26 protein-coding genes are annotated in these 20,303 nt (G+C 70.7%); 15 read left to right on the top strand and 11 right to left on the bottom strand.

From position 1 onward, the window contains the following. Positions 1 to 8: 8 nt before the first annotated feature. Entirely contained in the window at positions 9 to 518 is a 510-nt protein-coding gene (locus tag IE262_RS26085; protein ID WP_189877038.1) for a hypothetical protein, read from the bottom strand. A gap of 48 nt (positions 519 to 566) precedes the next feature. Next, the gene (locus tag IE262_RS39670; RefSeq protein WP_229877478.1) at positions 567 to 959 is read right to left on the bottom strand and encodes a hypothetical protein; all 393 of its coding nucleotides are present in this window, start codon (positions 957 to 959) and stop codon (positions 567 to 569) included. A gap of 463 nt (positions 960 to 1,422) precedes the next feature. On the opposite strand from IE262_RS39670, the gene IE262_RS26095 reads away from it, so the two are divergent. Continuing rightward, complete coding sequence (locus IE262_RS26095; protein ID WP_189877040.1) at positions 1,423 to 1,806, top strand: hypothetical protein; 384 nt, start codon at positions 1,423 to 1,425, stop codon at positions 1,804 to 1,806. Positions 1,807 to 1,846: 40 nt separating this feature from the next. Here the strand turns inward: IE262_RS26095 and IE262_RS26100 are convergent, their stop codons facing one another. The 9 genes from IE262_RS26100 to IE262_RS26140 all read right to left on the bottom strand — a co-directional run bounded on the left by IE262_RS26100 (position 1,847) and on the right by IE262_RS26140 (position 10,403). Continuing rightward, positions 1,847 to 2,230, bottom strand: coding sequence for a hypothetical protein (locus tag IE262_RS26100; protein ID WP_189877042.1), 384 nt, complete (start codon positions 2,228 to 2,230; stop codon positions 1,847 to 1,849). Between the two features lie 213 nt (positions 2,231 to 2,443). Next, complete coding sequence (locus IE262_RS26105; RefSeq protein ID WP_189877044.1) at positions 2,444 to 3,958, bottom strand: putative type IV secretion/conjugal transfer ATPase; 1,515 nt, start codon at positions 3,956 to 3,958, stop codon at positions 2,444 to 2,446. Positions 3,959 to 4,005: 47 nt separating this feature from the next. After that, a complete protein-coding gene (locus IE262_RS26110) occupies positions 4,006 to 4,548 on the bottom strand; it encodes a hypothetical protein (protein WP_189877046.1) in 543 nt (180 codons plus the stop codon). Between the two features lie 25 nt (positions 4,549 to 4,573). Continuing rightward, entirely contained in the window at positions 4,574 to 5,032 is a 459-nt protein-coding gene (locus IE262_RS26115; RefSeq protein ID WP_189877048.1) for a DUF6238 family protein, read from the bottom strand. 92 nt (positions 5,033 to 5,124) lie between these two features. Continuing rightward, positions 5,125 to 6,597 carry an SCO6880 family protein gene (locus tag IE262_RS26120; RefSeq protein WP_189877050.1) on the bottom strand — a complete coding sequence of 491 codons (1,473 nt, stop codon included), beginning with the start codon at positions 6,595 to 6,597 and terminating at the stop codon, positions 5,125 to 5,127. 87 nt (positions 6,598 to 6,684) lie between these two features. Further along, positions 6,685 to 8,052, bottom strand: coding sequence for an SCO6881 family protein (locus IE262_RS26125; protein WP_189877052.1), 1,368 nt, complete (start codon positions 8,050 to 8,052; stop codon positions 6,685 to 6,687). A gap of 41 nt (positions 8,053 to 8,093) precedes the next feature. Next, the gene (locus IE262_RS26130; protein ID WP_189877054.1) at positions 8,094 to 8,777 is read right to left on the bottom strand and encodes a hypothetical protein; all 684 of its coding nucleotides are present in this window, start codon (positions 8,775 to 8,777) and stop codon (positions 8,094 to 8,096) included. Further along, entirely contained in the window at positions 8,777 to 9,085 is a 309-nt protein-coding gene (locus IE262_RS26135; RefSeq protein WP_067033593.1) for a DUF6112 family protein, read from the bottom strand. Before IE262_RS26135 ends, IE262_RS26130 begins: the two co-directional genes overlap by 1 nt. A gap of 208 nt (positions 9,086 to 9,293) precedes the next feature. Further along, entirely contained in the window at positions 9,294 to 10,403 is a 1,110-nt protein-coding gene (locus tag IE262_RS26140; RefSeq protein ID WP_189877056.1) for a C40 family peptidase, read from the bottom strand. Positions 10,404 to 10,923: 520 nt separating this feature from the next. Between IE262_RS26140 and IE262_RS26145 the strand changes: the two genes are divergently transcribed. The 14 genes from IE262_RS26145 to IE262_RS26210 all read left to right on the top strand — a co-directional run bounded on the left by IE262_RS26145 (position 10,924) and on the right by IE262_RS26210 (position 20,290). Beyond that, complete coding sequence (locus IE262_RS26145) at positions 10,924 to 11,679, top strand: DNA-methyltransferase (RefSeq protein WP_189877058.1); 756 nt, start codon at positions 10,924 to 10,926, stop codon at positions 11,677 to 11,679. Between the two features lie 207 nt (positions 11,680 to 11,886). Beyond that, on the top strand, positions 11,887 to 12,480 hold the full coding sequence (locus IE262_RS26150) for a DUF4913 domain-containing protein (RefSeq protein WP_189877169.1): 594 nt from the start codon (positions 11,887 to 11,889) through the stop codon (positions 12,478 to 12,480). Further along, complete coding sequence (locus IE262_RS26155; protein WP_189877060.1) at positions 12,477 to 12,968, top strand: hypothetical protein; 492 nt, start codon at positions 12,477 to 12,479, stop codon at positions 12,966 to 12,968. The genes IE262_RS26150 and IE262_RS26155 overlap by 4 nt, the downstream gene beginning before the upstream one ends. Next, on the top strand, positions 12,965 to 13,600 hold the full coding sequence (locus IE262_RS26160; protein WP_189877062.1) for a DUF3631 domain-containing protein: 636 nt from the start codon (positions 12,965 to 12,967) through the stop codon (positions 13,598 to 13,600). The genes IE262_RS26155 and IE262_RS26160 overlap by 4 nt, the downstream gene beginning before the upstream one ends. Before the next feature lie 77 nt (positions 13,601 to 13,677). Beyond that, positions 13,678 to 14,103, top strand: a complete 426-nt coding sequence (locus tag IE262_RS26165) for a GNAT family N-acetyltransferase (RefSeq protein WP_229877479.1) — start codon at positions 13,678 to 13,680, stop codon at positions 14,101 to 14,103. After that, positions 14,100 to 14,798 carry a hypothetical protein gene (locus IE262_RS26170; RefSeq protein ID WP_189877066.1) on the top strand — a complete coding sequence of 233 codons (699 nt, stop codon included), beginning with the start codon at positions 14,100 to 14,102 and terminating at the stop codon, positions 14,796 to 14,798. The genes IE262_RS26165 and IE262_RS26170 overlap by 4 nt, the downstream gene beginning before the upstream one ends. A 55-nt stretch (positions 14,799 to 14,853) precedes the next feature. Further along, positions 14,854 to 15,567, top strand: coding sequence for a hypothetical protein (locus tag IE262_RS26175; RefSeq protein WP_229877480.1), 714 nt, complete (start codon positions 14,854 to 14,856; stop codon positions 15,565 to 15,567). A 201-nt stretch (positions 15,568 to 15,768) separates the two neighbouring features. Beyond that, positions 15,769 to 16,113 (top strand): SH3 domain-containing protein, encoded by a 345-nt coding sequence (locus IE262_RS26180; RefSeq protein ID WP_189877068.1) that lies wholly within the window; start codon positions 15,769 to 15,771, stop codon positions 16,111 to 16,113. A gap of 110 nt (positions 16,114 to 16,223) precedes the next feature. Beyond that, positions 16,224 to 16,691: a hypothetical protein gene (locus IE262_RS26185; protein ID WP_189877070.1), complete on the top strand. Its 468-nt coding sequence runs from the start codon at positions 16,224 to 16,226 to the stop codon at positions 16,689 to 16,691. Then, a complete protein-coding gene (locus tag IE262_RS26190; protein ID WP_189877072.1) occupies positions 16,688 to 17,131 on the top strand; it encodes a hypothetical protein in 444 nt (147 codons plus the stop codon). Before IE262_RS26185 ends, IE262_RS26190 begins: the two co-directional genes overlap by 4 nt. Positions 17,132 to 17,145: 14 nt before the next feature. Then, a complete protein-coding gene (locus IE262_RS26195; protein WP_189877074.1) occupies positions 17,146 to 17,586 on the top strand; it encodes a hypothetical protein in 441 nt (146 codons plus the stop codon). Positions 17,587 to 17,616: 30 nt separating this feature from the next. Beyond that, on the top strand, positions 17,617 to 18,495 hold the full coding sequence (locus IE262_RS26200) for a winged helix-turn-helix transcriptional regulator (protein ID WP_229877481.1): 879 nt from the start codon (positions 17,617 to 17,619) through the stop codon (positions 18,493 to 18,495). Continuing rightward, positions 18,492 to 19,052, top strand: coding sequence for a hypothetical protein (locus IE262_RS39675; protein WP_229877482.1), 561 nt, complete (start codon positions 18,492 to 18,494; stop codon positions 19,050 to 19,052). The genes IE262_RS26200 and IE262_RS39675 overlap by 4 nt, the downstream gene beginning before the upstream one ends. After that, the gene (locus IE262_RS26210) at positions 19,049 to 20,290 is read left to right on the top strand and encodes an MFS transporter (protein ID WP_229877483.1); all 1,242 of its coding nucleotides are present in this window, start codon (positions 19,049 to 19,051) and stop codon (positions 20,288 to 20,290) included. Before IE262_RS39675 ends, IE262_RS26210 begins: the two co-directional genes overlap by 4 nt. Positions 20,291 to 20,303: the final 13 nt, after the last annotated feature.

Genomic DNA, 20,303 nt, shown 5'->3' on the forward strand with positions numbered 1-20,303 from the left:
CCGGGGGATTAGCGGGTGCGGGATGCGGTGGCGGATGCCGTCGGCGAGGGCGGCGCGGTCATGGCCGGTGTCGCGCGGGTGTCGGCGGCGGCACGCAGGTGCTTGGCGGCGCGGGCGAGGCAGGTGCGGCTCTCGCCGAGCCGGTCCACGAGACCCTGGTGCGCGGAGGCGATCGCCCGGGTGCGGGCGGGACCAGGGGCTTGGTGGGTGAGGTCGGCGATCAGGCCGAGGTGGTGGACGGCGGCGCCGAGGGCGGCGAGCGCGGCGCCGGTGGGCTCGGCAGCTTGGGCGAGCGCCAGCGTGGTGCGGCGCACGGTAGCCGTGACCCGGGTGGGGTAGCGGGCGGTGGCTCGGTGGCGGAAGGCGCTCTCCCCGGCCAGGTAGCCCAGTAGGCGGGCCAGGTGGCGGACTTCGTCGTCCAGGATTTCGCTCAGCCCCGGATCGGGTTGGATCTGGTCGGGGAGCGGGAGGTGGTCGGCCACGGTGTTGAGCCGGTCGGCTACGTCGTGCAGCAGCATCCGCTGGTCAGGATCGGACAGCGGTAACTCCAGGATGGGTGGGGGCGTCTACCGTCGTGCTGAGGGCGGAGTGCCTGCCGTCGGCTGAGTGCCGAGCGCTGCTGAGGGCGGGCGGGCCGGTGGGCCTGCGGAGGCGGGGGTGGCGTGGCGGAAGTTGACGCCGATGCCTTGGGCGGTGAGCAGCCGGACGGCGCTCTGGATGAGCAGGGCGCGGTCGCTGGTGTTGTAGGTGGCGGGCAGGACGAACGCCGCCTCGTGCGGGCTGTACTGGAAACGGCCGCCGTACAGCACCATGCGGGCGTCTTCGGGCACCGACCTATACGGCGCTCCCACCACGCCGTCCGGGTACCACACCAGCGTGAGGTCCTCGCCAACCTCTGGTGCGGCGGGCCGGTGCGGAGGCTCGGGCTGGACGCGGGCGTTGTGGTGGACCGCGTCCATGGCCCGGTGGTAGCGGGGCAGCACGCGGCGTGCGACCGCGGCGGCGGCACGGACTGGGTCGTTAGGTACGGCGATGCCGTTCGCTCGTCCACGTAGCGGAAGTGGTGCGGCTTGAACCCCTCAGGCTCGAGTGGGGCGACCAGGTATTGGTGGGGGTAACGGGGGCGTTCGGTGACGCAGATCTGTTCGCCGTCTGGCCCGTGGAGGAGTGCGACGGGGGCATCGGGGAAGTCCAGGAGGGCCGAGTGGGCGGTACCGCAGTCCCAGACCCGGTCGGCGACCGGCCGGTGGTCTTGGGGAGCGGGGAAGCCTTCGTACTTGCGGTATCACTGCCCAGGCAAGTGCTGGGCGAGGGCGGTGGCGAAGGCGGACAGGTCGGTGCGGGATGCGGTCATGGGTTCCTGAGGCGCTGTCAGCGGGTGCGGCCGGAGGACGGACCGGCGGGCGGGGGCGCCGATGCCGAATGGCTGGGCGTGCTGTGGGCGGTGGCGTAGTAGTCGGCTACGGCCTCCTGCCAGCTCCGGCGCCGGGGGACGGCGAGGGCCTGCATGCGTTCGACGGCGACGTGCAGGTCTTCTCCGAGCCGGCGCAGCGTGAGCGCGGCCGATTGGAGGTCGTGGTACAGCTCGAAGCCGTCCTGGCGTTCGGATGCCTTGGCCGTCTTGGCTGCCGCTTCGAGGAAGCCTTCGAGTCCTTGGAGGAGTCCCTCGGTCGGCTCCAGGACCTGGTCGAGGAGCTGGGCGGCTTCGTCGTACGAGCGCGCTGCGTTCAGCCGGTCGGTGAGATCACGTACGGCCTGGGCCGCGGAGTCAGGGCGGCAGGGGTGTCGGGTTGGGGTGGCCGGTGAGTTTCTCCGGTTTCAGCGGCGGTCGGCGATGATGCTTCCGTCAGCGCCGTGGCCCACCCGGACCGGGCTGCTGCCCGGGCGGTGGCGGAGCCGGTGGCGTGTCGTGGACTGCGCGGGCCTGCTGGGTGAGCGCGTCGAGGTCCGGGGGCGGGTCGTAGTGGGCGCGCAGGATCTGCAGGTCGGCGTCGGCGGCCATGGCCAGGGCGGTCTTGATCCGGCTGGCGGCATCCCTCAGCAGCTTGGGCGGGGAGCCGGGGGCGGCGCCGCGGTTCTGCCGACGCCATTGCGCGGCTGCGGCCAGGTAGTCGACGACCGTGTTGAGGAGGGGTTCAGCGGCATCCAGCAGGGCATTGGTGACCGCGCTGAACTCGGCAGGAGTCTCGGCTGCTGCCAGCGCCGTCAGGTACGGGTCCAGGTCCGGCACGGGCAACGGCTCGTCGGGCAACGCGTGTTCGGCGCGAAAGCCTTCGGCGTCTCGCTTCGCCCAGAGGTACAGGTCATCCGTGGTGGCGGACCGTGTGTGGTAGGCGTGGATCTGTTCGGCGGTCCGACCGACGTTGTCGTACAGCTCGAAGTCGGGGTGCTGCAGTGCGGCCTTCTTTCGTTCAGTGTGGGCTTGGTGGCGCCTTGTGGCGGCTTACTGCATACGGGCGTCTGTATCGAACAACGCCAGTTCGTGCGGGTGGAGTTGATGTTGAACGATGAAGCTCCGGCCCGCGACGCGCCACAGTCCGCGCCCGCGGTTGAGGTGGGCGATGGCCTCGGTCTCCACGCTGGTCAGGCCCAGCAGGGCGGCTGCGGCGTGGAGTTGGTCGGTTTCCTGGCGGTAGATGATGCGGGTGGAGCAGTCGGCCAGGAGACCCTCGGCGAGCGCACGACCCTGGGAGCCGGCGTCGCCGGCGGTGAGCAGGTCGGACAGCCGGTGGATCACCATCAGGTTGGCGATGCCCAGGCCGCGGCTCAGCTTCCACTGGGACTGCATGCGCTGGAGGAGCCCGGGGTGGCGCATCAGGCGCCAGGCTTCGTCGTAGACGATCCAGCGCCTGCCGCCGTGCGGGTCGGTGAGGGCGGATTCCATCCAGGCGCTCGCGCAGGTCATGGCGAGGACGAGGGCGGTGTCGTCGCCGGAGCCGCCGAGCCGGGACAGGTCGATGGTCAGCATCGGCGAGCTGGGGTCGAAGGCGACGGTGGAGGGGGCGTCGAACATGCCGGCCAGGTCGCCGTGGACGAGTCGGCGCATGGCGTGGGCGAGGTCGCGGGCGGCCTCACCGAGCCGTCCGGACATAGTCCCGGCGGCGGCGTCGAGCTGGTCGGGGTTGTTTAGGGTGGCGGCGATATCACCCAGCAGGGGTGTGCGGTGGATGGTGGCGGCCTGGGCGACGACCGCGTCGAGGGCGACGTCGAGCGCGGTGTGCTCCATCGGCAGCAGGTCGCGGCCCAGGACGGTGCGGGCGAGGGAGCCGAGCAGGAGCAGTCGGCGTTTGCGGATCTCGCTCGCCCAGTCGGCCTCCGGCACGCCGGCTGGTCGCGGGGCGGCGTCCAGAGGGTTGAGTTTGCCGGGCAGTCCGGGGCCGAGGGCGATGGAGGTGCCGCCGAGCGCGGAGGCGACGGGGGTCCATTCGCCCTTGGGGTCGCAGGGCACGTAGACGCGGTAGCCGTGGGCGATGGAGCGCAGGGCGAAGGACTTGGCCAGCGCGCTCTTGCCCTGGCCGATCACTCCGGCGAGCAGGACGTTGGGGTTGGTGAATCCTTCGAGGCGCCCGTACAACGAGAACGGGTCGAAGGTGAACGATGCCTCGGCGTGGACGTCACGGCCGATGTAGATGCCCTCGGCGCCCAGGCCGCCTTCGGCGAGGAAGGGATACGCCCCGCTGGCGGTGGCGGTGGTCATGCGGTGCTGCGCCAGCCTCAGCCGTCCGCCGCGGGCGGAGGCGGGTCCGGGACGGCCGCGGGGCGGGTACAGCGGCGGCGGCATCTGGGGCTCGACAGCCTCGTGGCCGTCCGGGTGGGCGGTAGCTTCGGCGCGGGCCTTGGCGGCGGCTTCGGCGAGTTGACGGCGTGCGGCTTTGCGGCTGGCCCGGTCGGTGCCGTGCGGGGTGAACAGGGGGGAGGCCGAGGCGCGACGGGCTCGGCGCGCGGGCCGGTGGGTCATGGCGGAGCGGCTTTCACGTGACGGCGTCTGGGTGCGGGGGGTGTGGCTCAGACGGCCGGTGAGGCGCTGAACAGGTGCTTCCAGTAGCCCCTGCCGTCGTTGTTCCAGTCGAGGTGCAGTTCGCCGTCGGCCAGTCCGCGGCTGGAGCCGATCGTGTAGCTGAGGACCGGCGTGGTGTAGCTGTTGTTGTAGTTGGCGTTGGAGTCGCTGTTTTCCAGCCGCGACTCGATGCCGTGGTAGTTCGCCGACTTCTTCACCGGGTCGGTGCCCGCCTGCGACTTCTTGATCTGGAGCTTGAAGTACGCGCCGTCGAATATGGAGCTGTCATCGACGTAGCCGTACGCCGGACCGTCCCAGCTGATCTTGGCGTAGGTGTAGACGGTGGAGCCTGAGCGCTTCGCGCACAGGCGGACCGTGACGTCCCAGTTGTCGGCCCACGGGCCCGAGTACGCCGGGTCGTCGATCGACTTGGTGCTGGTGGTGCACCGGTAGTCGGCTGCGGCGGCGGGGGAGGCGGTCGCGAGCGCGGCGCTGCCGGCGAGGGCGGCGATGATGGCGGCGGTGGAGGTGGTGCGCTTCAGCTTGTGCATGCAGTGCCCTTTCGTGGAGCGGGGGTTACTGGCTGCAGGTGGTGGCGTGGCCGTGCAGCGGGGTGGTGAGGTCGGTGGGGGTGGTCTTGCGGCGGATCGCGTGGGATGCCGCCAGGTGCCGCTGGCAGATCGTCAGCACCAGTGGGCCCTGCGGCAGATGCTCGGGCCGGCACTCCTCGGCCGCGGAGCCTTCTCCGTCGTCGGCGGGCACGGTGTGGAAGGCGTCGTGGACGGCGGCGGTGGCCTGCCACAACCGCAGGTGAGCGGCGGCCAGATGACGTCCGGCGGCCGGGTGAGGGGGCCGGGTGCTGTCGGTGAGCTGGTCGAGCAGCTGGTGGGCGGCGGTGAGGTGGGCGTGCAGCGTGTCCAGATGCAGCCGGTCGGCAGGGGCGCCGTGCGAGGTGTGGGCGCGCGTGTGGTGGCGCAGGCCGACGGTAGCGGCACGGAGGTAGGGGTGTGCGTCAGTGGTGCGGGGTGCGTTCAAAGGGGTCCTTGGTGCCGCAGAACGGCACGTTCATCGCGGGCGGGAGCGGGGCCCGGGAGCGAGGTGATCGTCATCAGCAACGGGGTGGGGTGTCACAGCGCCGTGCGGGCGAGCGGTAGGGCGGCAAGGGTGAATGCGTCGGGCTGCTGGTAGTACAGCCGTCGCAGGTCGACCTGGGCGGTGACGGCGGCGGTCTCGATCTGCGCGCACGCGGCGTCGAGGGCGGCGTCGGTGTCGGCGCTGACGGTGAGCAGCCCGGTTAGAGCGACGTCGGCATGGCCGGCGATCAACTGCCGCTCACGGACCTTGACGTCCGCATACTCGACGGAGTCGGCCTCGGAATCCACTTGTCCGCGGCGGGCGCGTTCGTTGGCGTCGGCGATGATGGCAGCCTTCTTGCGCTGGACGTCGCGCAGCGCGGACTCGAGTCCCTGGGGCACGTATATAAGGGACAGGCTGCGGCGCACCCCGGCGGTGAACATCAGCCCGTGCAGGAAGCCGGGGGTGGTCTCGGTGCGGGGCCAGTTCTCGATCCAGTAGGTGGCGTGGCGGGCGCTGCCGGTGCCGAGGCGGTCGTACTCCTCGACCTGGACGACGGGCCCGGCCGCAGCAGGCTCGGCCTCGGCCCGCCCGGTCGGCGACCACTGCTGGAGGGCGGAGAGGGCGTGGGGGTCGTAGGCGGTGCGGATGACCGCGGCGATCTCCCGTGCGTCGAGCCAGCCGGTCACCATCAGTCCCGCGCTGCGTGCGGCGAGCGCGATGGCCGAGGTGGTCTGCTCCATGACCGTGAATGCGCCCGGTAGTCCGCCGCCGGCTTGGCTGATGAGGCGCTTGGCGGCTTTGAGGTCCAGGGAGATGGCGAGGTATGCCTCGTGTGGGGCGGCGGCCGGGCCGGCGGAGGCGACCAGTTCGGAGTAGATCTGTCCGGCGACGGGGGTGTCGGAGTGGCCGTGCTGGGCCCAGTGGCGGGCGAGGGTGTCGCCGGAGTCAGGGACGGTGCGTTCCAGGACCTGCACGGTGGCGACGTGTGAGGTGCGGGCGATGCCGGCCAGAGCCCTGCCCCAGCCCGTCACGTTCGAGTTCTGCGCGGCGGGGTCGAGCAGGGCGAACGCGCGGGAGGAGACCCGGGCGATGGCGGTGAGGGTCTGGTGGTGTGGGTCGTGGATAGCGGCAGCCTGGTTGACGGAGTCGCCCGGGGTGACGACCTTCAACGAGGCAGCGGTGCCCGGCAGGTGCAGCACGCCGTCCTGGCGGGGCCGGGAGACCGGGCGGGCCAGCCACAGCGTCTGGCCGGTGCGGCGGCGGTGGGCGTAGCGGGCGACGATCGGAGCCCAGTTGATCAGGGATTGGCCGTTGCGGCGGATGGCGACCAGGGCGGCGACGATCGCCCACAGAGGGGTCAGCGTGATCGCGCCGAGCAGCCCGGTGGTCACCACCGTGATGAGCAGCAGGGCCAACGCGGCAGAGACGAGTAGGAGTTGGGGGAGGGAGAGGCCGAGGAGGATGCCGCGCCTGGAGCGGTGCGGGAATTTGACCGTGAGCGGGGAGACGGAGAGTTCAGACAAGAGCCGGTTTCCGGTGAGGCGCGGGGCGGGGCCGGGACGGCATGCCAACACGCGGAGTGCGGGGCGCCGTCCCGGCGGGGGGATGGGTCACAGGCCGGTGGGCGGAGGCGGCGGTGTGCCGGTTGTGGCCGTACTCGTGGAGTTCGGGGCCGGCGGAGAGCCCTGCGGCGGCGGGGCGGAGGCGTTGGTGGGGGGTGCGGACATGAACCCGCTGCCCTGACCGGTGGATCCGCCACCGGACCCGCCGGGCCCGGGCGTGCCGCCGAGGTGGCCGCTGGTGTCGTCGCGCGGGCTGGTCGGCGCGGGCTGCACCGCCTTCTCCAGGCCGCTCTTGATTCCCTGGCCTCCGGACGACGGCGTTGTGGAGCTGCTGCCGCCTTCTTTGCCGGTGTCTGGCGTGGGGGTGGTGGCGATGTCGCCGGGGAAGCCGCCCGGCACGGCATCCGGGCCCTGAGGAGCGGCACCCGCTCCGGCCGCCGCACCACCTGTTCCGGCGGTGGCGATCGCGGCGGCGGCCTTGCGTCCGGCGCGTTCGGCGTGCTGGCGGGCGATCTGCGCGCCCGCGCCGCCGGAGCGGTGCAGCGTCTCGGCGTCCGAGCCTTCGGAGGCGGCCCAGTGCACGAACTTGAACGTCGCGTACGGGCACAACAGCACCAGGGCCATGATGACGATGCCGGCCATGACGTCGGCGAGGGCGGCTATGCCGTCCTTGGCCTCGGTCTTGCCCATCGCCGCGATACCGAGCACGAAGATCACGGTCATCAGGAGCTTGGAGACGACCAGGGTGGCGGTGGCCTCGATCCAGCCCTTGCGCCAGCGTCGCGCGACCTCCCAGCCGCCGCCGGCTCCGGCGAAGACGGCGAGGGTGACCATGACGAGGATGCCGACCTTGCGGACCATCATGACGCACCAGTAGAGGAAGGCGCCGATGGCGGCGCCGACGCCGACGAAGACCGTGACCAGCCAGCCCAGGCCGGACAGGGAGGCGATCTGGCCCACCTTGACGATGCGCCGCACCGCCGTGGCGATGTCCAGGTTGGCGGCTTTGAACAGGCCGTCTGAGAGGGCGTCGACGACTTCGATGGCGACGGTGGTGAAAGCGATCGCCGTGAAGGCGAACAGGACGCCGGTGGCGGTGCCGGTGAACGCCTGGGTGAGGGCCTGCCCGTCGCGGCGGATCGCGGCACGCACGAGCTGGGCGCAGAAGGTGGCGACGAGGACGATCAGGCCGATCGGCAGGATCATCTCGTAGTTGTCGCGGAACCAGCCGGCGTTCAGGTCGACCTTGGTGGTGGTGTTGACCGCCTCGGCGGCCAGGTCGGCAGCGGCTGCCGCGAGTTCGCCGGCGCTCTTGGCCATCCAGTTGCCGATGGCCTCGCCGGGGTTGGAAGCGAAGTCGACCGCATCGCCGACGGCGCAGAGTTTGTCCGCGAGGGGGAGGTCACAGAAGCCCAAAGGGAAGTCACCCCTCCTTTCTCAGGTGGGCTCGGGGCACGTCAGGGCACGACGCGGGGAGCGATGGAGACCAGGGAGCAGTTCGCGTTGGGGCGGCACTGCACAGCGAGGGTGATCGAGCGGTCCTCGGCGCCGGCACCGCCCTGCTTCCAGGCGATCTGTTGATTGCCGGTGACGGTGACGGCGTAGATATACGCTTCGGTAATCGCGTCAGGGTCGTCGGCCAGGGCCTGCTTGAACGCCGAGGGGTAGTGGGCCTCGGACACGGTGACGGTGGCGTACTGGTCCTGGTCGGCCATCCGCGACCACAGCACCGGATCCGGCACCTGCGCGGCGATCGACGCCCAGTCGGCGTACTTGGTCTCCGCCGTCAGCCACGCCTTCATCCCGGCGAGCTGCTCACTGCGGCTGGTGGACCGGGTGTCGTATGACCACACCATCGCGGCGGCTGACTTGGCGAACGCGACCGGGTCCGCGAGCGGCGGAGGCTTGGCCACCGAACCGGCCCCGGCCGACGCCGTCGGACCGGCGGACGCCGAGGCTGTGCTGCTTGCTCCGGTCGGAGTGCGGGTGTGGCTGGCGCTGTTGCTGGTGCGCCCGGTGAGCAGGGCCACGGTGACGGCGAGGGCGAGCAGCACGGTGAGGCCGAGCGCGATGACCGTGATGCGCTGTCGGGTGGACCAGCCGAGGCCGTAGCCGGACAGGGAGGGAAATCGTTTCGGCATCAGTGGACTTGCGACCCCAGGGCGGAGAAGAACGCGACGATGCCGTTGGCAGCGCCGAGGCCGAGGGCGGCGCCGGCCGAGACGACGGCGCCCTTCTTGCCGTTGGCCTCGGCCTGGTGGCCGCCGGTGTGGTGGCCCCAGGCCCACACGCCGAGCGAGACGGCGAGCGCGCCGACCACGGCGACGATTGCGAACAGATTGATCGAGTTAACGACGTTCTTCAGCACGGCCAGGCCAGGCAGGCCACCGCCCGAGGGCGTGATGCCGGGGTCGTAGGCCAGGTACTGCACGGTGTCGAGCAGATGCAAAGGTGCTCCTAGCGCGCGCCGAAGCGACGCGCGAATGACAAGAGAAGGGGGGAGGGAAGCGGACAAGCGGCTCGGTCCTGCCGATGGGCCGTCTCCAGGGGAGTGAGGGAGAGGCTCAGGGGCGGCACCCCGCCCATGCGCCGGGGCCAGTCGTGCCGGTGCTGCGCTGGTGAGGCGAGCATGCGGGGCTGCGCGCCCCAGCCTGCAGTCAGATGACGCGGCGGGCGGCGAGGATGTCCCAGTCCGCCAGCGGCGTGATTCGAACAGGCTTGCCGGTGCGGGGTGCCTCGATTGCGAGACCTGAGCCGATATACATGCCGACGTGCTCGGGGCGGTCGCCCGTGCCGCGGGAGAAGATCAGGTCGCCGGGCTTCAGCGCTTTGGGGGAGACGGCCTTGCCCTCGTTGACCTGCGTGTACGTGGTGCGGGTGAGCGTGATGCCGGCGTGTACGTACGCCTGCTGGGTCAGAGAGCTGCAGTCGCAGCGGCCCATCGGGTCCGGGCCGTGCGGCGCGGTGCAGGTGCCGCCCCACTGGTACATCGTGCCGAGCTGCGCCGTCGCCCACTCGATCGCCTTGCGCGCCTTCGGATCGGCGTCCTTGGGGATCGAGTAGCCCTTGGGCACGGAGCCTTCGGGGATGGTGCCGTACCCGGAGCCGTCCTCGATCGCCGTGCAGGACGCGGTGCTGGAGGTGGTGTCCGTGTCCGTGCTGGAGGCGTCCGGGAAGGTGGGGGCGATCGCCTTTTGCAGGGCGGTCGCCAGGGGTTCCCACTGCGCGTAGGCGTCCGGGTAGGCGGAGTGCTGCACGGCTTGGGCGGCCTGGGTGACGGTCATTTGCTGCCAGCCGTCCACCGCGAGCAGGTGCTTGTAGAACTGTGTGGAGGCATAGACGGGGTCGTGAATCTCTTCGGCGGTGCCCCAGCCCTGGCTCGGGCGCTGCTGGAACAGGCCGAGCGAGTCGCGGTCGCCGGAGCTGAGGTTGCGAAGCCGTGATTCCTGCATCGCGGTGGCGAGCGCGATGATCTGGCCCTTCTTCGGCACGTTCAGGCTGATCCCGGTGGCCACGATGGTGCGGGCGTTGGGGATCTGCTCCTCGGGCAGGGACAGGCCCTCGACGTGGACGTCCTTGGCGGACGCGCCGTTGAGGATCTTGGTGACCTGCTCGACGACGGCGTCGGTGTCGACGTCGCCCATGCAAGCGAAGGACGAGTAGGTGGTCTGCGCGGCCTCGCTGGAGCTGGCCATCAGCATGGCCGTGCCGGCGAGGAGGAAGGGGGAGAGGACGAAGACGCCGATGCCGGCGGCTATGCCCTTCAATCCGGCTGGCCTTCCGGCGGACGGCTATGGTCCGGCGGCGGGCCGCCTGTGGGCAGGGGAAGGTAGAGCGATGTCAACGGGGTCCTTGGAAGCGAAGCCCTGGCCGCGCCTACGCAGGAGTGGGGCGGGCGGCCGGACTGGGCGAATCGGGATGCCTGCGCAACAGGGCGAGTTGCACCTCACGCCGTTGCGGGGTGTTGGATCAGGTGTGCCGGGACAGGGGGAACCTCCACGAGGGCTGGGGAGGGGAGTGGGCCAACGGCGGTCTCCGCCGGGCAGTCCCTAAACAGTAAGGGCGGATCCCCGGTTGTCGAAATCGTTCGTGATCAAGGCTTGATTCCGGGGATTTTGGCGGCGATAGCGCTCAACCGGGGATCGTGCCCTACAGTTTTGCTCCCTCCCCCTCGTACCCCCCTTCCGTCGGCGGGCCTTGTCATGCCCGAATGCCGACGACGGGATCACGGCTGCGTGGGCCGGAGGCATTCCCTTCCTCCTCACCGACCCGAACTGGGGTACCTCTTTGCCGTTTTCCCTGCACCAGGGCGACGCGCTCAGCGTTCTCGCCGAACTGCCGGACAACTGCGTCGACTCCGTCATTACCGACCCGCCCTACAACTCCGGCGGCCGAACCGCGAAGGAGCGCACAAGCCGCAGCGCCAAGCAGAAGTACACATCCGTCGATGCCGGCCACGACCTTCCCGACTTCACGGGTGAGAACATGGATCAGCGCAGCTACGGGTTCTGGCTGACGCAGATCATGACCGAGGCCCACCGGCTGACCAAGACCGGCGGCACGGCGCTGCTGTTCACCGACTGGCGTCAGCTGCCGATCACCACGGACGCGATCCAGGCGGCCGGCTGGCTGTGGCGTGGCGTGCTGGCCTGGCACAAGCCGCAGGCCCGGCCGCAAAAGGGCCGCTTCACCCAGAACTGCGAGTTCATCGTCTGGGCGTCCAAGGGTGCCATCGACGGCTCCCGCAACCCGGTCTACCTGCCGGGCCTCTACAGCGCCTCGCAGCCGTCCGGCAAGGCCCGCCAGCACATCACACAGAAGCCCGTCTCGGTCATGCGTGAGCTGGTGCAAATCGCTCCGCCGGGCGGCACCGTGCTCGACTTCACCTGCGGCTCCGGCTCGACCGGCGTGGCCGCACTGCTGGAGGGCCGCGATTTCATCGGCGTCGAGAAGACCCGCCATTACGCGGAAATCGCCGCCGACCGGCTCACCGAGACCCTCCAGCAGACCCTGACCCAGGACGACCTCACCCTGACGTCCTGACCGCCGCTTCTGATGCCCGCGGCAGCCCGCCGAATGCTGCCCAGGTGTCTTTATCCCTCACCCGCGGAGGCGTTGTAGCACGCAAGTCCCGGTTACCGAAACCCGGGATCGTCCGGATGGTTGGAGCCGAAATCCCACCCATCGGCTGCGCCCTCAAGGAGACCCCCTTTCGTGCCTGAATCCATAAACACGCCCGACGACGGGGAAATGGAACCGGTCCGGCTGCCGGAATCCGATCTGGAGAGCATCGAGGCGAAGGTCCGCAAGCTGCTCGATCAGTCGGAACAGCAGGCCCGGCAGCTCGACAGCCTGTCCTCCGCACCCGCCCCTTCACCCTTCGCTGCCTATGGCATGCCGGGATTCGCGGGCATGCCCCTGCCGCCCGCTCCGCCGGAGCCGCGACCGATCCTGGAACTGGACGGCGAGGAGTACGAGGACGAACTCGACGCCCTCACGGACTGGGTGAATGGCTACTTCGTCCGGTATGGCTCGGAGGTCACCACCGCGGCGCCCTGGTGCGAGCAGTGGCAGGAGCACGAGGACGTCGTGGCCTGGCTGCACTCCCTGTGGCTGGCCTACCAGCACCACAGGGAACCCGAGGCCAGCCTGTCGGGCATGTTCGTGTGGCACCGCGATTTCCTCACGCACGCCATCGCCACCGTACGGGCGCCAGGCGGGCCGCTGTCGGCGTGCATGACGGACCCGGACCGGCCCGCCCACCGCCTGCTGCCCGGCCCGAAGCCCTCCTCCCGCTCCTCCAGGGAGCCGGAGGAGGACGTCCCTCCAGGCCAGGCCGCATGACCGGCGGCCCCGAGACACGGCCGGCCTTCGGCCTGTCCTTCGACCCCCGTGCCCTGACCGACCTGCTCCAGGCCCCGGAAGACATCCGCGATCTGGCACTCGCCCAGCTCCAGGATGTCGTCAACGCCCGGCTGTTCGGAAGCAAGCTCGAACGCGACCTCGTCGGCTGCCGAAAGCTGTACGTCGATCACCGCAACGAGTGGCGCATCGTCTACGCCCAGCGACCGGCGCCCGCGAACTCCACGCACCGGACCGAGATCCACGTGGTGGCCGTCCGCCCGCGCGCCAAGCACGACGTGTACGACACCGCCCGCGACCGCCTCGGCGTCGCCCGGCGTCCAACGGGCGCGCGGACGCATGCCGCCCGCACCCGCTCCCCCCAGCTGGACGCGCCCCAGCCGATTCCCAAGCCGGGCCCGCCGCCGTACGCGGTGCCCGGCCTTCCCAGCCCAGCACCCACAACCCCACTGAAGGGCCCCATTCGTTGACGCAGTTCCCCACTCTGATCGACCAGGTCGCCACCGCCATTCTGGCGCCCGAAGCAGCGACCGAGAACCCGCACCACCGCGCCATCCTCGACGTGTTCACCGAGGTCCAGGACCTTGACCGGCAGCTCGTTGCCCTGTCCCGCGACAAGCTGCCCGACGGCGTCAGCGCCGCCGAGCAGTTGGAGAAGCTCACCGACCTCCTCGTCGAACGCATGGCTGCGGGCGCCGAGCTCAACGCGCTGCTCTCCACCTCGTGTTGCTGCGCCGTCGAACCCGAGGACGACGACGAAGACGACGCGCAGGATGTGCAGGACGAGGCGGAGGATGAGGACGCCGACTTCCTGTCCTGCCCGAGCCGGCCGAAGACGATCGTCCACGCCTGCCTCGACGTCTTCGTCGTCGTCGGTGACCCGGACACCGTGGCCTCCGCCGATCTCGTCCTGTGCCTGCGCGACCTGCCGGGCGACGCCGAGGGCCGCTGGCCGTACGCCGACCTCACCCAGGGCCGTCTCGCCGAGCTCCTGGCTCCCTACGGGGTCCGCACCCGCGACACCACCGGCCACGACGGCCGCCGCTACAAGGCTTACCGGCGTACCGATCTGCTGGACGCACGGGCGGGCTGCTCCTGCTGACGCACCCTGCTCTCGCGCGCACGCAACGGGTGACGGCCCGGGACTGGCACCTGGTCGATGCCTTCCATCAACGCTGCTTGAAGGAAAGCCTGCTGCTCAGGTGGGGCCGCACACGCTTCCTTCACCGCGACCTTTCGCGGCTGCTCACCCATACGGAGTGCTGGATCGGGCTCGACGCAGATGAGGAACCAGTCGGCCTCGTCTGCATAGGCCCCGTAAGCCGCCAGGAGGGCGTCGTCGACCTCGGACTGCAGGTCGCCGACGCCCGCCAGCGCCAGGGCATCGGCACGGCACTGGCCCGGCATGCGGCCGACACGGCACGCGGCCGAGGTGCTCACACCCTGACCGCGTACACCCAGGCGTCCCACACGGCCGTGATCCGGATCCTCGACCGCCTGGGCCCCACCCGGCACGTCCGCGACGGCCCGTACGTCGAAGTCCATGTAGCCCTCGATCGAAACTCCCCGGGCCGTCCCGGCTCGCACCAGGTGGCTACCGGATGACCTTTGCACCCCCTTCCGCGTCGACGACGCGGGTGGTGACGTCCCTCGATCACCGCATCGAGGCAGCAGTGGGCCGCAGCATCGAGCAACTGTGGCAGCACCGCGAGCGTGACCTGCTGGACGATGCCCAGACCCGGCTGGCCGATGCCCACCGCGAGCTGGTCACAGCCGAGCGAGCGGTGGCCTTCCACCGCCTCCTGCTCGCCCGGCTGGCCTCGGGCGAGTTCCCGGTCGATCAGGCCCTGTGCGCGCGCCTTGACCGTACGGTCGGCCAACTGGCGCAAGCCGTCGGCGAACGTGACGCCCAGCAGGCGAAGGCCCAGGCCGCGCTGGAACCAGTCGAGACGGCCGCTCGTACCCAGCATCCAGGGCCGGTGGAGGACTTGTCTGCGCCGGATCACGCAGCCCTGCTCGCCATCGCCCAGGGCGCCAAACTGCGCGAACACCTGCTGACCCAGCGCCTGTCAGTCGTGGCCGCCTCCGGCATCAGGATCGCCTACCACCAGTTCCAGCGGTTCGAGACGGCCGGGCTCGTCGTACGCGACGACTCCCACCCGCTGCACGCCGGGCAGCCCGTCACCCTCACTGAGGCCGGCCGCGCACTCCTCGCCGCGCCGCGACCGCATGGGCCCCAGCCCTTGCCGCCTGTGCGGCGGGCTGGAGCCTGGCCGGCTGCGTCCGCCCCTCGGCGCTGAACGCCTCAACGGCCCAGTCGCGCAGTTCCTGCCTGCCTTCGATCCGAAAGCATCGATGCCCACGTCCACCCCCGACTTCCGCCTCGACGGCTACGAGGCCGTCAACGACCGCGTTGACGAGCAGTTCTGGCAGCACATCGCCAGCGAGCACGACATGCTCACCGTCCTGGCCGAGCACCACACCAGCGACGACCAGCACAGCTTCTACGTCCTGCACAACGGGGCCGTCACCTGGGGGATCCCCGGCGAGCCCCAGATCGTCGCCCTGCACCTCAAGCGCCACACCGTCGCGCGCACCTTCCGCTTCGCCCACGCCGAGCTGCCCCTGCCGGCCATGGCCCAGTCCTGGCTGATCGCCCGCGGCTGCCCCGAGGAGAAGATCCTCCTGCCACAGGGCATGGGTACCCTGCCCGCTGACGACGCCACCAGGGCACTGGAGGAGCGGCTGCGCGGCGACGGCAACCGCTTCGCCCTCCTGACCAGCTACACCCACGACAGCGAGCCCGTCCAGACCACCGTGCTCCTGCGCGCCCTCGCCGAGCGGGCGCCCGTGCCGTTCCGAGTGCTGCTGGAAGAGGCCGACACCAACACCTTCACGCACACGCTGCGCGAGGGCGGCTTCGCCACCTTAGAGGCCGCCACCGCCTGGTGGGAGGCGCACTGGGGCGGCCAGGACATCCCGCTGCCCGCCCCCGCACCATCCGCCCGCCGTACCACGCTGCTCGCGGCTCCGGCACGCCCCACGCCGCCGCGCGGCCCGAGCCGCTGAGCCCGGTACGAGAACTTCCCCCGGTGTCACGCCATTTCGCGCCGGAACGGATGCCCTTCTGCGCAGGCGAGTGCGGAATATAGCAACACATCCCCGGTTACCGAAACCGGGGATTCTTCGGACTCTTGAACTCGGCCCGCACCGCCTCGGCTCGGGCCTGTTCCCGCATTTCTCACTCCCCGCTATGGAGTCCAATTCCCCATGCGCTCAACCCGAATAGCCGTCTCCGCCGCCCTTCTCGGCGCCCTCGCTCTGCCCTTGGTCTCCGCGACTGCTGCGAGCGCCGTACCCGCCCAGGTGCCTGCCTCGATGGGCAACCCGTCCTGCACCGGCCCGGGACCGTGGGTGATCGGCACCAAGGCAGTCACCATCCGCTCCAGGGCGTCCGCCAAGTCCACCGCCGTCGGGATTTTGTACCGGGGCCACAAGTTCACCGTGCACAAGACCAGCGGAAAGTGGCGCTACATCACCGATAGGACGACCGGCGTCAAGGGCTGGGTCTCCGCCACCTACGTCTACCGCTCCGTCGGCATGTGCCTGGACTAGCCAGAAAGCTGCCCCGGCCAAGTCCCTTCTGAATCGCCGTCATTTGTAAGGCGGTTGGGTCGTGATTTTTCGGCCCTGTTTTCTCGAATGCCCATGGAAAGGAGCTTGCTGTGCCCGATGCCGACGACCTGCTGGGCGTTCTCACCGAGCAGATAGAGACCCGCTTCCAGATGCCGATCGCCGAACTGCGCCAAGCCGTAGCCGCCGCTCCCGAGACCAGCCCGGAAGCCACCACGATCGTGCGCTGGCACGGCCTGCTCACCGAGGCCCAGCAGGTACTGGACCAGGCCGAAGACGTCCTTGCCGAAGCCCTCGCCCAGCACATGGACGCCGTGCCCGACGATGAATTCGTCGAGTTGCCCGAGCACATCATGCAATTGGCGCGCACGGTGAACGTCGCGCACACCGTGCGCGAGGGACGTGCCATGACGGTGCGCCACCTCCTCAACCCTCAGGCGATCGGGAATCGCACCGCCGTGTGGCGCTCCCCGGCGGCGCGCCGGGGCCCGGCCCTGCCGACCGCCGAACCGTCGCTACCCGCCGCCGGCCAGGCTCGCGAACGCGGGGCGGTCCGATGAGCGTGATCGAGAAGACCTCGACTCAGGACCACCTGCTGGAGGAAGCGTTCGGAGCCCCGGTCCGGGAGCTATATGCGCAGGCGACAGGGCCCGAAGCCTCCGCGGCCCTGGTGCGCGCGCTGGAGCTGCGCAGCTTCCTGGTGGTGGCCGAGGAGCAGGTGGCCCGGGTACGGGACCGGGTCCACGCCGCCACCGCCGCTGACCGGGACATGAACGAGCTGTCCGCCGACAATCTGCGCTTCGACGCCCAGTGGCTGGAGGCCGCCCTGTCCGGGCGCAACGGCTACGTCGCGGCCCTCGGCGAGCTCCTGCGGGTGATGCCCGAGCCGGGCCAACGCCCCGGTCGGCCAGTCCGGTTCGCCCAACAGAAGATCACGGCCGTTGCCTCGCCCGCCCCACCGCCCCCGCGCGCCGGGGCGGTGCGAGCCCACCGCCCCTGAAAGTCCCGCCAACGTTGCCCCAGCCCCCTGCCAGCGACTCGCAGAAGATCGCCGGGCGCATCGAGAACCTCTACGCCAAGCCCCTGGCCGCCCTCGAAGCCCTCGCCGAGGCCCATCCCGACGGAAGCATGCTTGCCGCCCTGATCGGCAGCTTCACCGACCTGCAGTTCGCCGAGCGCAACATCGCCTTCCAGCTGCAGCGGCTACGTGAACTGGCCCACCCGGAGCGGCAGATCGGCCCCCTTGAGGCCGTTCACATCCTCGACTGCGCCCGCCGACTTGCCGACTCCGTCGCCACCCGCGACGCCCACACCAAGACCCTGAATGGCGTCCTGGCCAGCCTTCACCGCGTCCCCGCCCCGGACCCGGAGCCCGAGCCGGGCCCGGCCGCTTGCACCGCACTCGTTCCTGCTCCCGCGCCCGCTCCTGCGCGTGCTGCCGCTCGTACCCGCTGACCTTCCCGCCCCCTCTTGAGGAGTTCCCCCTTGGCCGCCACCGGTCTGCCCCGCACCGATCTCGCACGCGTCACCGAGGCCCTGGAGATGCTCGCCCCGCGCTGGAGCGTGTGGACGCTGATGACGCTCGCCGAACAGCCGCTGCGCTACAAGGAGATCCAGTCCCAGCTGTCGTGGCTGCACTCAGGCCAGCTGAACCCGAGGCTGCGCAGGCTCACCGACGCGGGCCTGATCGAGCGCACAGAACACGCCCGCAATCACGTCACGTACGGCCTGACGGCACGTGCCGCCGAGCTGCTGCCCGTCCTGGCCGTCATCGCCGCCTGGGGGGACGAACACCTGGAGAAGGAGTTCGTGCGCAACGCGCGCACAGGAGCGACGGAGCCCGAGCGGATCGCCGCGGCCCAGAACGCCGAGGACACCATTGCCCTGATCAGCCCGCGGCACGCCACCGCGATCCTGTGGGCGTTGAAGGCGCGCGGGCCGGCGAGTGCGAAGGCTCTGGCCGTCGAGGCCATGCCCACCTACGGGCTTCCCGCCGTCTACCTGCCGCTGGACCGGCTGGTCGGCAACGGCCTGGTCGTCAACCGCTCCACGGCCGTGGGCGCCGGCGAGTATCAGCTCACCGCCACCAGCCGGGCCCTCGCGCCCGTCTTCCAGAGCCTCTCGGCCTGGGCGGCCGGACACCCGCTCGACACCGCTGGCGCCCATCCGCTGTGGGGGCAGACACCCGCCTCCGCCCGGACCCGGTCCGGTCCGTGGCTGACCACGCAGACCCGTCTCCCGGCCCCCGCAGGCCCCGCCGCCCCATCGGCCACTGCTCCGGCGTGGCGGGCCGGCGACCTCTTCTCCCACCAGACACCTGCCCGTCCCCTCCAGGTCTCCCCGGCAGGAGGCCCGCGCCGGTGACCAGCACTCCGATGCTCAACCACCCGCACACCGGCCGGGTGGTCAGCGCACTGTCCCTGCCGGCCCTGATCCGGCTGGTCAGCGAGATCGACGACAACGGCCCCATCAGCCACCGACGCGGCAGCCTGCAGAGTGCCTTCGGCGACCTCACCGTCAACCAGCTGCGCTACGCCATTGATGTCGCCCGCGACCTCGGCCTGGTGCACGCCGACCCCCAGGCACCGACCCGCTACCGGCTGAGCGAAGCGGGCGAGGACCTGGCCGGCGTGTACGACGTGGCGGCCCGCTGGGCCCGCACCCACCAATACCCGAGCCCCACCAGCGACTTCGTCACCCGCGTCCAGCACACCCTCAAGCTCCTCACCCAGCCGACGGCAGTCCTACGCGACGCCGACCGGACCGGCCACTGCGTGTCCGACACCGACGCCGACGTGGCCTTGATACCCGAGGCTGCTAAAGCGGCGCTGGCCGAGTGGCTCCAGACGCATCCCCACATCCTGCGCTCGACCGTGCCCCCCTCAGCTCACGCGGCGCAGGACCTGGAGTGCGCTGCGTGAGAGCCCGTGTCGGACCCAGGCACGCACGCCGAACGGTCCCCACCCTGTTGCGCGGCATCTACCTGCCGCGCAGCATGGATGCCGCCGCTTCCGCCATGACGACGTACGGCATACCCCTGCTGGTCCTGGCCACCACGAACTCCGCCGCCCTGACCGGGCTGGCGTTCGCACTGGAGTGGATTCCCCGCCTGGCGGCGTTCGCGCTGGCCGGATCCCTGGTCGACCGACACGGCACCACCCGTGTCTTCCGCCTCGCCTCAGCGGCGCGAGCACTCGTGGTGGTGACCGCCGCGCTCGTCCTGCCGAATCAGAACGATCCCGTCGCCGCCATCGTCACCGTTCTGCTACTCGCCGCCGGCACCGGCGCGCTCACCGAGTTCTCCTACGTCGCCGCCGAGACCGCGGGTGCCGTGGCCAGCCGCGAAGCCGGCGTGCGTGCCCACCGTGTGCAGGCGGTCCTGCTCGGCATCGACCAGACGGCGACGTTGGGCGGCCCCGCGCTCGCCGGACTGCTGCTCCACTTCACGGGCGCCACCGGAATGCTGACTGCGATCGCCTGTTTCTCCCTCCTCTGCTGTGCCCTCGTTCCGTGCCGGAGACTGCGCGAACAGGCTCGCGAGGCAGTCAGCGTCCGGAAGGGGCTGCGCACAGGCTGGTCGACACTTCGGTCGTTGCCCGCACTCAGCTGGCTGGTGACCGGCCTGACCCTGTCCAATCTGGCGGTCGGACTCCTGCAGGCCGCCGCCCCGGTGATCGTGGTCAAGCAACTCGGGCACACCAGCGCCGACGTGGGCCTCATCTGGTCTGCCGCCGCCCTCGCCTCCCTCGCAGCGATCGCCGTCTGCCGCAAAACCATCGACCGCTACGGCCTGTGGCCGGTGGGCGCCGTCTCCGCGGCGATCGCTGCCACTGCATGCTTGACCATCTCCCTCACCCACGCCTACAGCGCCTATCTCGCACTCACCGCTGTCCTCATGGCCGGCGAAGGCGGCCTGACCGTGGTGCTGCGCACCCTGCGCACCCACCTCATCCCGCCGGAAGTGTTCGGCGCCACTCTCTCGCTGACCATCCTGCTGCTCCTGCTGCCCTTCCCCCTCGCCGGAATCCTCGTCGCCGCCGTACCGCCCTCGCTGCTCGGCCACGCGATCACCGGCTGCGCGGTCCTGCAGGCCCTCGGTCTCGCCGTCACCTTCGTGCGCCTGCGCACCCTCCCCGGCCTGCGCACCTCCTTCGCCTGAACCCTCGGCCGGC

Source organism: Streptomyces bluensis, assembly GCF_014650715.1.
GTDB lineage: Bacteria > Actinomycetota > Actinomycetes > Streptomycetales > Streptomycetaceae > Streptomyces > Streptomyces bluensis.

Bases quoted from the DNA above. Each gene is read 5' to 3' on its own strand.
- IE262_RS26095 (WP_189877040.1), top strand. From the start codon at position 1,423: ATGGCTGGGCGTGCTGTGGGCGGTGGCGTAGTAGTCGGCTACGGCCTC.
- IE262_RS26175 (WP_229877480.1), top strand. From the start codon at position 14,854: ATGCCCACGTCCACCCCCGACTTCCGCCTCGACGGCTACGAGGCCGTC.
- IE262_RS26130 (WP_189877054.1), bottom strand. From the start codon at position 8,777: ATGCCGAAACGATTTCCCTCCCTGTCCGGCTACGGCCTCGGCTGGTCC.
- IE262_RS26170 (WP_189877066.1), top strand. From the start codon at position 14,100: ATGACCTTTGCACCCCCTTCCGCGTCGACGACGCGGGTGGTGACGTCC.
- IE262_RS39670 (WP_229877478.1), bottom strand. From the start codon at position 959: ATGGACGCGGTCCACCACAACGCCCGCGTCCAGCCCGAGCCTCCGCAC.
- IE262_RS26190 (WP_189877072.1), top strand. From the start codon at position 16,688: ATGAGCGTGATCGAGAAGACCTCGACTCAGGACCACCTGCTGGAGGAA.
- IE262_RS26150 (WP_189877169.1), top strand. From the start codon at position 11,887: ATGGAACCGGTCCGGCTGCCGGAATCCGATCTGGAGAGCATCGAGGCG.
- IE262_RS26155 (WP_189877060.1), top strand. From the start codon at position 12,477: ATGACCGGCGGCCCCGAGACACGGCCGGCCTTCGGCCTGTCCTTCGAC.
- IE262_RS26105 (WP_189877044.1), bottom strand. From the start codon at position 3,958: ATGACCCACCGGCCCGCGCGCCGAGCCCGTCGCGCCTCGGCCTCCCCC.
- IE262_RS26085 (WP_189877038.1), bottom strand. From the start codon at position 518: ATGCTGCTGCACGACGTAGCCGACCGGCTCAACACCGTGGCCGACCAC.
- IE262_RS26180 (WP_189877068.1), top strand. From the start codon at position 15,769: ATGCGCTCAACCCGAATAGCCGTCTCCGCCGCCCTTCTCGGCGCCCTC.
- IE262_RS26110 (WP_189877046.1), bottom strand. From the start codon at position 4,548: ATGCACAAGCTGAAGCGCACCACCTCCACCGCCGCCATCATCGCCGCC.